Raw genomic sequence first — 11792 nt, 5'->3', positions numbered from 1 at the left:
TCGGGGGACCACGAGCGTGAATTCCCGCAACATGGAGGAACCACCATGGCGCGATACGAGGAAATTCAGGTGAGCAAGCCGGGGCTGATTCTCAACTCGATGGCCGCGGGGCGTGACGGGCGCATCTGGGTCACCACGGAGAACAGCCAGCTCTTCGGCTTCAGCGCCGAGAACCCGGACGAGCAGAAGTTCGTGACGGACTTCGCCCCCAGGTACGGCGCCGGGATCGTGCGCGACCCGTACAACGACAAGAAGATGTGGTTCACCTCGCCGGCCGAGCCGCTGGAGAAGCCCCAGGTCCCGCCCAAGGTCGATCCGATCTTCGAGATGAGGCTCGGGGGTGACTACGCCTTCACCGCCCACAAGATCCAGAAGGAGGGCAACCCCAACGACCTCATCGTCGTCGACACCAAAGGGAAGGCGGGCAAGCGGTTCAAGCTCGCCTGTACCGAGCCGCTGCACCGGGTCATCGCCTTCTACTACCCGCAGGGCGACGGACCGGTATCCATGAGCCCGTCCGCCCCTGCGGACACCCACCTCGTGGGGCTCGCCGCGGTCAGAAACCCCAACGGGGGCCACACCTACTGGGTGGCCGGGCAGGCGACGCACGGCCGGCGCGAGAACTGCGTGCTCAAGTACGACGGGCAGTGGAGCTACGCCCCCAGCCTGCCCGATCGCAACGCGGTACCGCAGAGCGTCCTCACCGACCAGAAGTCCGTCTGGATCTGCACCCAGAACCCGCACCAGGTGTGGAAGTACGACTTGGACAACCCTGAGGAGGGGTTCACCACCACGGGCACCCTCAACGAGGACGGCGCGGCCGGCCGGCCCTGGCGGATGGTCTTGGGGCCGGACGGGAATGTGTGGGTGGCGGCGGAGAACCACCTCTACGTCGTCCCTGCCGACGAGCCCACGGAGTTCACCCGCGTCCAGCTCCCGGCCGGCAGCTCGGCGAGGACCATCTGCTGCGGGCCGGACAACACCGTTTGGTGCGCCAACCGGAGCAAGGGCAGTGTGGTGCGTTACCCGGTGAAGGCACGTCAGGCGTCGGCGGCCCCGGGGATGACCCGGATGGTTCAGCAGAACGCCAGCTCGGCCCCGGTCCAGGGCGTCATCGGCTCGCCGATGGTCGTCGAGTACGTCTCCGACGGCCACGCCATTCCGGGGATCCCGCTGACCGTCAGGCTCGAATCACTTGAGGCCGCGTTCGAGGACGGCGCGCACGAGACGGTGCTCATCACGGACGAGCTGGGCCAGGCCACCGTGCCGGACGTGTATGGAGGCAGTCTGGCGGAGCAGCCGGTGCTCTCCGTGGCGGCAGCCGCCGAGGAGATCCTGACCTCCCTGGAGCTCCAGTTCACCAGCTGAGGCGCGACCAATCCCTCGGGAGTCCGCCGGGGTCGTCCGTGCCCGGACGACCCCGGCGCCCCGGCCAACGCCCGACCATCCACGGAGGCGCCATGTCTGCCGTCATCCCCGTCACATCCGCTGGCACCAGCGGGACCGTCACACTTCCCACCGCCGTGTCACCCGTCGCGCTCGTCCACGATCCGCGGGACGGCCTGTTGTTGTTCCGCGGCGAGAACTCCCTGATCGGCGACGCACGGCCGAAGCGGCCCTTCGACAGCAACGTCCATGCGTGGGGTTCCGCGCCGCCGCATGCCGCCGGGCTGACCCTGTGGCCTGGGCACGGCGCGTGGACCGTGGCCTGGACCTCGTCGAACAAGGCAGCGTTCGTCCAGTGCCACCAAGGCACCTACACCGCGCATCCGATCGGCCCCCGGTCCGCTTGCCACGGGCTGGCCCTCGCTCCCGCGCCAAAGGGCAGCGGTACGCGCCTGGTGGCTCCCCTCACCGACCAGGGCAGCCTCGCCTTCTGCAACCTCAACGAGAGCGGCACGGGCCACGACCTGTCCTACTCATCCGCTGTCCCGGACCGGACGCGGCTGTGGGGCATCGCCGTTCCGCCCGACACCAGGCCCACGCACTACTGGGTGGGCTCCCCGGACGGGCGGCATATCAGGCCGTACCGGATCACCGCCGATAAATTCGACGAGCCGGTCCCGCTGCCGCATGAGGAGGACCCACGTGACCTGGCCTTCTCCGCCGCCGGGGAGGCGCTGTGGGTGGCGACAGCAGGCCCGGTGATCCTCCGTTACGTCCTTGGCACCGGTGCGTGGACCACAGTGGACACCCCGGCTCCCGCCGAACGGCTTCGCCCGTCACCGGACGGTGGCCTGTGGTTCAGCTGCCCGGAGAACGACACCATCGGATACGTCGCTCCCGGCGGGACCGAGGCCAGGGCCGTGGAGTTCGACTCAGGTTCGCGCCCCACGGACATCACCACCACCTCCGACGGAGAGATGTGGGTCGCGCTGGCCGGTACCCATGAACTGGTCCGACTCGCCCTGTATGAGCTGCGACCGGTGGAGGGGGATCACCAGCAGACCCGCGCCGGGAAGCCGTTCCCCCGGCGGCTGCGGGTGAAGGCAGTGAGGATGGACGGGACTGCGGTGTCCCACGCGCGCATCGACTTCACCACCACGGACAGGGGGCTGCGGTTCGGAGGGACCAAGGACACCGACTCCCAGTTCAGCGACAATCAGGGCATCGCCACCAGCGCCCCGCTGCACGGGCTGGAGCCGGGCACGTGGTCCGCTCAGGCACACTGGATCGACACCGCCGACACAGTCCGCTTCGACGGCCTGCGGGTGACCAAGGGCAAGTGATCAGCGCGACCGCATGCCCCGGCTGAGGTGACCGCCCGAGCATGCCGGGTTCGACGCGCTGGCAGACCTACAGGTCAGCGGAATATTCCGGCCCTCCGCGAGATCACCAGCGGAGGGCCAATCCAGTCCGTCGGGGGCTCCGGGTCAGCACGCAGTCGGGTGGGGTGTCGTTACGGGTGGTTGCCGAGGTCGCTGCAGACGGCCTGGTCGTAGCGGAATACGTGACGGGGATCGTAGTGGCTCTTGACTCGGGTCAAGCGGTTGTAGTTGGCGCCGTAGTAGGCGGCGGGCCAGTCGGGCAGATCGGGGTCGGGGAAGTTCACGTAGGCCGCCGAGGTCTGGAGTTCGCGGCTGAGGCTGCGGTGGAGCAGGCGTGTCTGGGCGAGGAGTTGCTGAACCTGGGGTTGGGGTGTGGCGGCATTCCACTCGGTGCCGATATCGATGACGAACGTGGCGTCGCGGTGCGGAAACGCGGTTGCGGTCGGTGTGGGGGTGTTGCTGTGGACACCCATCGCGAAGAGGGTGACGTAGCCGGTGGCACCGGAGGTACCGGGCTGCCAGGCGCCGACCCAGGAGGCGATGGTCTCGATCATGTGTGGTTCCAGCCAAACCGTCGGAACCAGTGACTTGGAGGCCATCGCCGTGGGGTGGTGCTGGGCCATGAGGTAGTCCTGGGCAGTCCAGAAGTGACGCTGCTCGATGAAGCGTTTGCCGGGACGGAGCGCGAGCAAGCCCGCCAGTCGTGGCCGGAGCTGGTCCTCCGTACCGAGACGTTGGCCCAGGATCGTGATGGAACCGGCTCCGGCTGCGGTGCGGGAGAAGCCGATCCGCACGTCGAAATCGCCTGAGCGGTCCTGGTCGAGGATCTCCTGCAGGACCGTCGTCACCGCCACCGCGGAGTCGAGTCCGAAGGAGAGGTCGAAAACCGTGGCACGCTGATCGGTGACCTGCACCGCGTCGAAGACGAAGCCGGTGTTGATGCCGAAGTTGCCGCCGGCACCGCCCCGGCAGGCCCAGAACAGATCGGCGTTGTGTCGATCGCTGGCCAGCGCGATGGATCCGTCAGCGAGGACGACCCGAGTGGATCGCAGACGGTCGCAGGAGAGCCCCCACTTGCGGTCGTTGAAACCGAGTCCGCCGCCAAGGGTCAGCCCGGCGACACCGACACCCGGGCAGCGGCCGCCCGGGAAGTACAGGTTCGCCGCCCTGGCCTCGTAAACGTCGGAGTTGGTGGCCCCACCGCCCAGCACCAGGCTGCGCCTGCCGACGGGTGAGACGCCGCGCATTCTACGCAAATGGATCAGCAGTCCCCGGGTCGTCGAGTACCCGGCGTAGTTGTGGCCGCCCGAGCGGGGGGCCAGAGGTACGCCATGCTTGACGGCCCATCTGACCGCGACCTGCACATCCCTCTCAGCGGCGCAAGCGACGATGGCAGCGGGCCGGGTGCCGGCGTAGCGCAGATTGTCCGGTGGGGCGAGCCGCGTGTGCTCGCCATCGCCCGGCCGGTACAGTCCCGCACCGGCGCTGAGTGCTCGTGCCAGCTCGCGCCAGGCGCGCGGTTCCGGGCCGTCGGATGCATGGGCGGCTGGTGCGTCCAACACGGTGGCAGCCAGTCCCGCTGCAGTCACCTGTGCGCCCAGGCGCAGTACATCACGTCGGCTGGTCATAGCTAGTGCCTCTTTCGGTGTCCGCCGTTGGCAGTTGTCGCACGCTTACACAAAGTAGCGGATCACGCATTGAAAGTGACATAACGTCTTCGTGCAGAGGTCAGACGACCCGTGCTCTGAAGGTCACCCGGCGAAACCGGGCCGCGGTGGTCTTGATGTCGACGGGCTTGGCCCATCCCTTGGCAAGCAGGGCCGGTGATGCCGCAAGGCCGTCCGGGCCCGTGCGTAATCGCCGTTGCCTGGTCCTGTTGATCCTTAGTTCCTTGGCTATCGCGGGCCGTACAGGGATCTCACGAAGATCAGCGGATCGGCATGCGATGTGGGGAGCGCGTCGCGGCTAGTTCGGAGAAGGTCCTCGCGCCTCATCTGTGGGAGGACCTCCTCGTCGAGCACGGCCTCACCCTGGAGTCGGTCACCGGTATCGACGCCCCGCAGGAGGGCAACGCTGCGTCGTACCGGCTGTACTCTGCCCGCCGGCCGGAGCGGGTGCCGAGCCGGCCCCGCACGACCGCGCCGCCCCCGCCGAACGCTGCGCTCGGCGTCGGTGTGATCGTCCACGGTCCCGACGGTGTGCTGCTGGGCTGCCACCGGCGCGGCACCTGGGAGGCCCCCGGAGGGACCGTGGAGCCTGGCGAGGCGCTCGCCGAGGCTGCGGTACGCGAACTAGTTAGTAGAGACGGGGATTGGTACAGGTAGACCGGTACCGGTTCCTAAGAAGCGATAGGCAAAGCGGCACTAGAGCCGAGACGCCTAGCGGTTCCTGCTTCGGAGCCGACCAAGCAATCCCCACCGACGCCGAGGGGCAGACGGCTCAGGCTCCGGTTCTGGGCCGATCTCCACCACCAGGCCGGACAGATCCTTGATCCGTGTCTTCCGATGCTTGCCGTTGGTGAGCCGGGCCCGGATCAACAGATGCCGAGGGTTCTCGCCCTCGTGCATCAGCGCACTAGGCCGAAGCTCCGTCTGATACTTCAGACCCCCCAGAGCCGGGATCACCTTCGGCTCGCTGAACCACTCTCCCCCGGGGTCCTTCTTCTGCTTGGTTTTCCATTTCCACCAACGACCATGGACGGGGATGAAGTCAATACGCTCGACACCCATAGGAGTCACGCCACGGTTCGCCAGCCGGAGCCAGATAAGATAGCCGCGCTCATGCTGTGGCTTCGGATTCGCCGGACTCATCAGGTGCCGTTCCACGATGACGTCCACCTTGGGCCGCACCCGTCTGTAGGTAAGCCACGCGATACCCATGTTGCACAGGGCGCCTACCGCACTGGCACCAGCTACCCACAGTGCGGCAACCGCTAGGTCTGGGTTCTGGGTCATGTCCCGAGTCTGCTCGGCCGGCCACCCTCTGACGAGCCACCCGTCGAGACGTGCAGGACGTGTCGCCCCGGTGGCTCTCGGGCAAGCCGCACGGCCCCTGAGCCCCTCTCAGAGGTTCGGTCGGCGAAACTCCCCCACCCTCACCGGCCGGACGCTCCACGGGCGCGTCCGCGTCGAGCTGGGGCACGCCTGACAGGCCGTGTGGCAATCTCCGAACGGCCACACGTCCTCAGTTCGATGTCTCGGCCTCTGCTTCAACCTCAACCGGTCGCATCATCTGTTCTGTCACTCGTACCTTGACGCTGTGGGCTTCCCGGCCGTCCCTAAGCCCAACCATGATGCGCACATAGCGCGGCCGTTCCCCACCTGTTGTCCATTCGGGAGAAGGCATCTTCAAGGGATACTGCTCACCATCGAACGGCTCGATCTTCAGCGGCTCTTCCAGGAAGTGGCCGAAAGAAAGGATGGACTTGGCCTTGCGATACCACTTCCCATAAAACGAGAAGAGACTAATATGCTCAATACTGAGTGCCGTGGCCCCACTGTTGGCAAGCCTGAGCAAGAATACGTAATGGCCTCGGCAGCTGACCACTTTCGCGTTGAGTATTAGATTCGGATCAGCCTTAGCGAGCTCAACTATGATGTCGAGCTTGGGCTTGGCCCTCCGGTATGTCTTGAATGCAATGAACATGTTGAGAGATGTAGCGAGTGCAGCAGCGATTGCGACACCTCGGGCCCACCAGTCGGCAGCCATAGTCACTCCACCTCTTCGAGGTCTTCGAACGAGAGTTGTTGGGGCTGATCGGATGAGATTGGATCCGGTAGCCTCAACCTGGGTGGAAAATCGTTGGTCATCCACTTGCTTTGAACCCGACTCCCGTTCGTCAGGGAGGCAGTCAGACGCACGCGGGAGAAATCCATCCTCCTAGGGCGGCCTTGGGGATTGGGAGTCTGCGCCAGCCACTTGATCCCTCCGAAAGGAGGGATTTCTCTCTCGTCCGCACCCTTGATGATTTTCAGGGCAGCCTTGCCTCTGGCCTTGCCCAAGAAATGAAGCCTATTACGATCCCAGTCAAACTCGGCATAAAGCCCGTTCACCTTCACAGTGGCCTGACTCTTGTTGACAAGGTGGATCGTGAAGAGCCCTTCTCCGTCATCCCACTCATAATCAGGAGGGTCCCAGGAGAAGGGTCCATAAGGGTTCCAGTAGGAGCGCATGTAGACGCGTGGTCGGCCACGTCGGTAGGTGAGTGCTGAGACGATCATGTTGGCCGCAGTGAACAGGGCACTGATGGACGCCACGACGATGGCGACTGCTGCGAGCGACATGACCGCAGGATGCCCACCGACGTCCCGCCGTGACCCGGACTTGAGGAACACCAGCGGTTGAGCCGGGCGACCGACGGCAGGCGTACCTCGGCGAGCTGTGCCCGGATGGCCTCGGGGCTTTTGTCCACGGCGACTTCGGCGAGCAGGCGGCGCACCTTCATGCGCGGGTTGAGGGCGGAGCCGGGGTCCTGGCCGACGTAGGCGAGGCGGTGGCGGCGCAGGGTGCGCAGGGCTGGTGCCGACAGGGTGAGGGGGTCGTGGCCCAGGACGGTGACGCTGCCCGTGGTGCGTTCGGTGTCCGGGGCAGGGTGCCGGTCACGGCTCGCAGCAGTGTGGTCTTGCCGACCTGGCCGAGCTGGAGTCGGGATACGAAGGGCCGGATGCCGAAGCCTCATGGGCCCGAGCCGCTCAGCGCCTCTGGCTGATTGCCCAGCAGCAGTAGACCTGGCCGTGTCTCTGGCCGAACATCTCCGTCGACACGCTCGTGCGTGAGACGGCGCCAAGGCGCACCGAGTGGGAGTCTGCAGGACGGTGCTCCCGCGCCCCATCACGGCCAGGGCGACGCCGAGGTGTTCCGAAAACGGAACGGGCCTTGACGGTGATCATCACTGGCAATCCTGGCGCCGCTATCCGAAAATTTCCGCCGAGGCCCGCACGGCAGCCCTTCATGTGGCGCACGGGCATCGGTTACGCCAACAGCCTTTATTCGCAACCGTGTACGGTTCCCCTGAGTGCATGTCAGGGCCACGGGGAGGGGCGTTGGATCTTCAGCATCAGACCTCGAACTTCGTCAACGCGTCCTGGTCGCTGGTGGATCTGCGTGACCTGATCTACAACATGCTGAGCCTGCTCTCCACCGAACTCAGCGAGAACGGGGGCATGGCTGGCGACGACGAGGCGGGCCGCGCCTTCGCCACTGTGTACAAGGAGGCCGTGAAGACGGTCTTCGACCAGTCCGCCTTTGCCCACCAGGTGATGGCCAACAGTGCGGGCGCGCTGCTGAAGTCGGCCGAGGCGTATCTGCGACAGGAAAGCCGTATCGCGGCCGAGCTTCTCGGTCAGAGCCCTCAAGGTCCGGACATCGGTGGACAGCCGTCGGGGCCTGACTGCTCCCCGCGCGGCAGTCACCACGCTGAGGACCTCCCCGAGGTCGTCGGCGAGACCAGCGGTGTCGACCAGCTCCTCTTCAACGAGCGTTTCCTCGGGCAGCCGGATAAGTGCCGTGCCGTGGCGGGTACCTGGCGTGCCGCAGCCAAGATTCTCGAAGCGGCGTACTGGGACTCCGAAGCCGCGTGGAAGCGCGCGACTCTCGACGAGGTCGGTCAGACCGCCGACCGGGTCGAGGAGTTCTTCAGGAAGTTCGTCGGCAAGAGCTCGCCGCCCAGTGAGGTGAGCGAGGACGAGACCCTCATGGCGAACCTGCCCACCGCCTGCAAGATGATCGCCAACGCCTGCGACGCCTACGCCGATCACATAGAGACCGCCAAGCGGCGGCTGCCGATCGAGGAGACCTCCCCCGATGAATCCCTCTGGCCATGGGAACAGCCGCGGTTCGGAGGGGACGGCCACGACGGCGGACTGCACGAACTCGTCACGAGTGACATGCGGATCGCTGCGCTCGGCAAGATCCCGCCCGCTCTGGACAGCTCAAAGGCGAAGGTGAAGATGCCGCGGCCGGACAACGACAGCCCTGTGCCCGGGCTGCCCCGTTCCTGGCACCGATTCTTCGCGTCCCGCTGCTGATCCCTGCCGCCTACCGCCCGGCCAACGGCCCGCGCGTACAGCCCATCCCCCCGGCCACACCGCCCAACCCCCGCTTTCTCCCACTCACGCCCGGGCAGCGGAACAACTTCCAGATGTGGCTGAACTCCCTGCGCCAAGGCGACGTCTCCGGGGGCAGACCGGCCGAGGTCGCCTACCAGCGGCGCGTCGCCGGCTACCCCGAGTACGAAGTCCGCATCCCCCCGGGAATCAGCCCCAACAGCACGCTGATGGTGGACGGATTCCGCGACGTCGACGGGATGGCCGTCGAGGCGAAGTACGTGAACAAACCGGACCAGCGCTGCTACCGCTCCCTGGAAGATCTCCACAAAAACCATGCCACCGGAGACAGAGACTTCCTCTACGACAAGGACCGCGTAGAGCTCCGCAAGTACGCCGCAGCCCTGAATGACCCGCGGAACACGGAGATGCGGGGCGTTGAAACCGTCACCAACAACCAGGAAGCAGTCCAGTACTGGCGCATCATGATGGCCGCCTACGGCGTCAGCGGCCACGCCCGCTACGTTCCCTAACACCGCCAGCACTCCGCCGCACAGGAAGCACCACACCCACGATGGAACCCGAAGAGATCGCGGAACTCCGGACCATGTACGTCTTCACCCCACCGGAGGGGCAGAGCTGGGGCCTGACATTCGAGAGCCTCGAAGCCAAGCTGCGCGAGCGGAACCCCGACGAGTTCATCCGTATCGACGCCGAAGGGCCGGTCAGAGGCTCGTCCATGCACTTCGGCATCACCCTGGGCGACGAACAGGTGGAGGGCCTGGCCCGGCTGTCATCCGAAGGGACGGCCGTTCTGGACTGCAACGCCCACTTGGCGACCGAGTTCGTCCTCTGGCTCAGGGACCACGTGGTACCGACCGGCATGAGGGTCATGTTCAACACCGAGTGGGGGCTGGAGGACGGCATGCCGCCAACGCCGGTTCCCGACGCGCCTCGGCCGGATATTGTTGCCGCCTTTGTCGCCCACATCGAGGAGGCCGGGGGCCTCGACTAGTCGGGCGAGGGGTTTGTTACTCGCGGCCGGCGCTCCGTTGGACCGCCCATAGTGGGTCCGCCCCGATACCGGAGGCACGCGGCCCCTAGACACCTTTGCTGCTCTTGATAAGCCCACTTCTCTCTCTTGGCGCACCTCCCGTAGGGCGCGAACTTGACGTCGTTTCAGCCGGTGGACACCAGTTCTGCAGGCGTGATTGCGATCAGTCGGCAGGCGGGCAGCTCCATGGGTGTGAGTGCCACAATCCGTATGGCGAACTCTTTGTCTTCCTGCTGCGGCAGGTAAAGACGGCGTGGCGAACTCGACGCCGGATGGCTGGCGGCCGGCAGGTCGGGAGCGTTCCACAATTTGCGGGCAGTCGGGTCGAGCCGCACGGTTTCTATGACTTCCTGAAGGCGTTTGTCGTTTGGCCACTGTTCTGCATTGACCCGGAGCGCCGCAATCGTGGGCAGAGCCCAGTCTGTTTGCCAGTTGATGAGCTGAGCCCGCGCTTCCGGCCATGTCAGCACCCACTCCACGACGTTGAGGCCGGAGCCCATCCACGGAAAGTACTCCTGGATCTTCGCGTTGCATGCGAGCACGTCCCAGCGCTGGTCGCTGAGGTAGATGCCCCACGTTTTACTCTGCTCGACTAGGGCCAACAAGGCCGGTGGCAGGAGTTGATTGAGAGGGCTGCCGGGAGTGGCGGCCGGTGCTCGGCCACGGGCGATGCGGTAGACGATGCCCCATTCATCGTCGTCCAGAGCGAGGACGGCGCGGATCCGGTGGAGGAAGGCGTCACTGTAGTTCGCCGGGCACCCCGATTCGAGGGAGTTGTACCACCGGCGGCTGACGCCTGCCAGTCGCGCGGTCTGAGCCTGGGTGATCCCGCGAGCGAAACCCGCACCGAACATGGACGTAAACCCTGGTATGTCCGATGTGTTTCGACGCGCACGGGCTTGCCTCAGTACGCGAGTGAGGAGGAGGGACTCGGCACCCCCGTCGCTCATAACGTTCATATAACGTCCGTTGGCGTCCACAGGTGGGATTCACGTCACAGGTTCCCGATTTTCCACGGCACCGGCCGCCGCCGCGACTACTCGTCATCCGAGCTTGAATTTGAGGCCAGTTGAAGCCCGCACTCGTAAAGATCAAGCGATGGCTGAAACGGCGACCGCCCGGCTATGAGAACTGCCAGTTCTCATCTACAAGATAAGCACGGCCTTTGTTTCGTGTGACTTCCGAGATCCGCCAATAGGGTTATTACCGCCAGGGGATACGCCTTCTGGCCTAATCCGGCTCGGAAGCAGAGCCTCGACCAGCCGGTACGAAGGGATTGCTCACATGTCTCTGGGAGAGGGCCTCTCCCGCGCTCAGGAATCTCCGGTGCCTGCGCGCGAGAGAACCAGTCGCCGCCGATGGGTGCGGTGGCGTACGGCGGAACGGCGGACCGTGGAACGCGACCTCCACCGCCGGCTCCGGAAGGAACTGCGCAGCCTGGGCATTCACCCCCCACTGGACGTGGAGGAGCTGGCCAAGGCGCTCGGCGAGCGGCGCGGCCGTCCGATCGTCCTTCGCCCGGTCCCGCTGGAGGTGCCGGGCCCGTCGGGGATGTGGCTCGAAATGCCTCAGGTGGACATCATCGTCTACCAGCAGGAAACGACCCGGCTGCACCAGCTCCAGATCATCCTCCACGAGCTTCTCCACATCATCGTCGCGGAGTGGGAGGGTGACGTCGTGGCGGAGTCGGCGGCCGATTTCGTGGAGGAGTGGGCTGCCCTCATCCCTATAGTCGATCCGAAGCTGATCCGGCGTGTATCCCTGCGCTGCTCGTACGAGGACAAGCAGGAGTGCTCGGTCGAGCTCGCGGCGACGATCATCCTGGAGTGGTCTTCGGTGGTTGACGCGCTCCCGCCGTTGTCGGAGGACCCGGAGGTCCGCCGTGTGCAGGCTGCTCTGGGAGACCGGCGGGGGTGGCTGTAGGCC

The 11792-nt window shown here is 65.8% G+C and carries 12 protein-coding genes; 7 read left to right on the top strand and 5 right to left on the bottom strand.

The window, feature by feature from the left end:
• The first annotated feature begins 45 nt into the window (after positions 1-45).
• Both PBV52_RS45930 and PBV52_RS45925 read left to right on the top strand, forming a co-directional pair.
• A complete protein-coding gene (locus PBV52_RS45930; RefSeq protein WP_274247546.1) occupies positions 46-1368 on the top strand; it encodes a hypothetical protein in 1323 nt (440 codons plus the stop codon).
• A 92-nt stretch (positions 1369-1460) separates the two neighbouring features.
• Positions 1461-2729, top strand: coding sequence for a hypothetical protein (locus tag PBV52_RS45925; protein ID WP_274247543.1), 1269 nt, complete (start codon positions 1461-1463; stop codon positions 2727-2729).
• 170 nt (positions 2730-2899) lie between these two features.
• On the opposite strand, the gene PBV52_RS45920 is transcribed toward PBV52_RS45925, so the two are convergent.
• Positions 2900-4396, bottom strand: a complete 1497-nt coding sequence (locus PBV52_RS45920; protein ID WP_274247541.1) for an FAD-binding oxidoreductase — start codon at positions 4394-4396, stop codon at positions 2900-2902.
• 312 nt (positions 4397-4708) lie between these two features.
• Between PBV52_RS45920 and PBV52_RS45915 the strand changes: the two genes are divergently transcribed.
• Entirely contained in the window at positions 4709-5092 is a 384-nt protein-coding gene (locus tag PBV52_RS45915; protein ID WP_306801475.1) for an NUDIX domain-containing protein, read from the top strand.
• A 54-nt stretch (positions 5093-5146) separates the two neighbouring features.
• Here PBV52_RS45915 and PBV52_RS45910 read toward each other — a convergent pair whose 3' ends face one another.
• From PBV52_RS45910 to PBV52_RS45900, 3 genes are all read right to left on the bottom strand, one after another.
• A complete protein-coding gene (locus tag PBV52_RS45910; RefSeq protein WP_274247539.1) occupies positions 5147-5722 on the bottom strand; it encodes a hypothetical protein in 576 nt (191 codons plus the stop codon).
• A gap of 229 nt (positions 5723-5951) precedes the next feature.
• Entirely contained in the window at positions 5952-6476 is a 525-nt protein-coding gene (locus PBV52_RS45905) for a hypothetical protein (protein WP_274247538.1), read from the bottom strand.
• Positions 6477-6478: 2 nt separating this feature from the next.
• A complete protein-coding gene (locus tag PBV52_RS45900) occupies positions 6479-7051 on the bottom strand; it encodes a hypothetical protein (RefSeq protein WP_274247536.1) in 573 nt (190 codons plus the stop codon).
• Positions 7052-7810: 759 nt separating this feature from the next.
• Between PBV52_RS45900 and PBV52_RS45895 the strand changes: the two genes are divergently transcribed.
• From PBV52_RS45895 to PBV52_RS45885, 3 genes are all read left to right on the top strand, one after another.
• Positions 7811-8794: a hypothetical protein gene (locus PBV52_RS45895; RefSeq protein WP_274247534.1), complete on the top strand. Its 984-nt coding sequence runs from the start codon at positions 7811-7813 to the stop codon at positions 8792-8794.
• 113 nt (positions 8795-8907) lie between these two features.
• Positions 8908-9345, top strand: coding sequence for a restriction endonuclease fold toxin-2 domain-containing protein (locus PBV52_RS45890; protein ID WP_274247532.1), 438 nt, complete (start codon positions 8908-8910; stop codon positions 9343-9345).
• Positions 9346-9386: 41 nt separating this feature from the next.
• Positions 9387-9827, top strand: coding sequence for a hypothetical protein (locus PBV52_RS45885; RefSeq protein WP_274247531.1), 441 nt, complete (start codon positions 9387-9389; stop codon positions 9825-9827).
• A 164-nt stretch (positions 9828-9991) separates the two neighbouring features.
• Here PBV52_RS45885 and PBV52_RS45880 read toward each other — a convergent pair whose 3' ends face one another.
• Complete coding sequence (locus PBV52_RS45880; protein WP_274249970.1) at positions 9992-10816, bottom strand: helix-turn-helix domain-containing protein; 825 nt, start codon at positions 10814-10816, stop codon at positions 9992-9994.
• 442 nt (positions 10817-11258) lie between these two features.
• On the opposite strand from PBV52_RS45880, the gene PBV52_RS45875 reads away from it, so the two are divergent.
• The gene (locus PBV52_RS45875; RefSeq protein ID WP_274247529.1) at positions 11259-11789 is read left to right on the top strand and encodes a hypothetical protein; all 531 of its coding nucleotides are present in this window, start codon (positions 11259-11261) and stop codon (positions 11787-11789) included.
• Positions 11790-11792 lie beyond the last annotated feature (3 nt).

This window comes from Streptomyces sp. T12, assembly GCF_028736035.1.
In the GTDB taxonomy this organism is placed as follows: domain Bacteria; phylum Actinomycetota; class Actinomycetes; order Streptomycetales; family Streptomycetaceae; genus Streptomyces.
The sequence above is the reverse complement of the archived record's forward strand: the minus strand, read 5'-3'. Positions and strand labels throughout refer to the sequence as shown.

Excerpts from the sequence above, each read along its gene's own strand:
- PBV52_RS45930 (WP_274247546.1), top strand. The coding sequence starts at position 46 with ATGGCGCGATACGAGGAAATTCAGGTGAGCAAGCCGGGGCTGATTCTC.
- PBV52_RS45925 (WP_274247543.1), top strand. The coding sequence starts at position 1,461 with ATGTCTGCCGTCATCCCCGTCACATCCGCTGGCACCAGCGGGACCGTC.
- PBV52_RS45920 (WP_274247541.1), bottom strand. The coding sequence starts at position 4,396 with ATGACCAGCCGACGTGATGTACTGCGCCTGGGCGCACAGGTGACTGCA.
- PBV52_RS45915 (WP_306801475.1), top strand. The coding sequence starts at position 4,709 with ATGCGATGTGGGGAGCGCGTCGCGGCTAGTTCGGAGAAGGTCCTCGCG.
- PBV52_RS45910 (WP_274247539.1), bottom strand. The coding sequence starts at position 5,722 with ATGACCCAGAACCCAGACCTAGCGGTTGCCGCACTGTGGGTAGCTGGT.
- PBV52_RS45905 (WP_274247538.1), bottom strand. The coding sequence starts at position 6,476 with ATGGCTGCCGACTGGTGGGCCCGAGGTGTCGCAATCGCTGCTGCACTC.
- PBV52_RS45900 (WP_274247536.1), bottom strand. The coding sequence starts at position 7,051 with ATGTCGCTCGCAGCAGTCGCCATCGTCGTGGCGTCCATCAGTGCCCTG.
- PBV52_RS45890 (WP_274247532.1), top strand. The coding sequence starts at position 8,908 with ATGTGGCTGAACTCCCTGCGCCAAGGCGACGTCTCCGGGGGCAGACCG.
- PBV52_RS45885 (WP_274247531.1), top strand. The coding sequence starts at position 9,387 with ATGGAACCCGAAGAGATCGCGGAACTCCGGACCATGTACGTCTTCACC.
- PBV52_RS45880 (WP_274249970.1), bottom strand. The coding sequence starts at position 10,816 with ATGAGCGACGGGGGTGCCGAGTCCCTCCTCCTCACTCGCGTACTGAGG.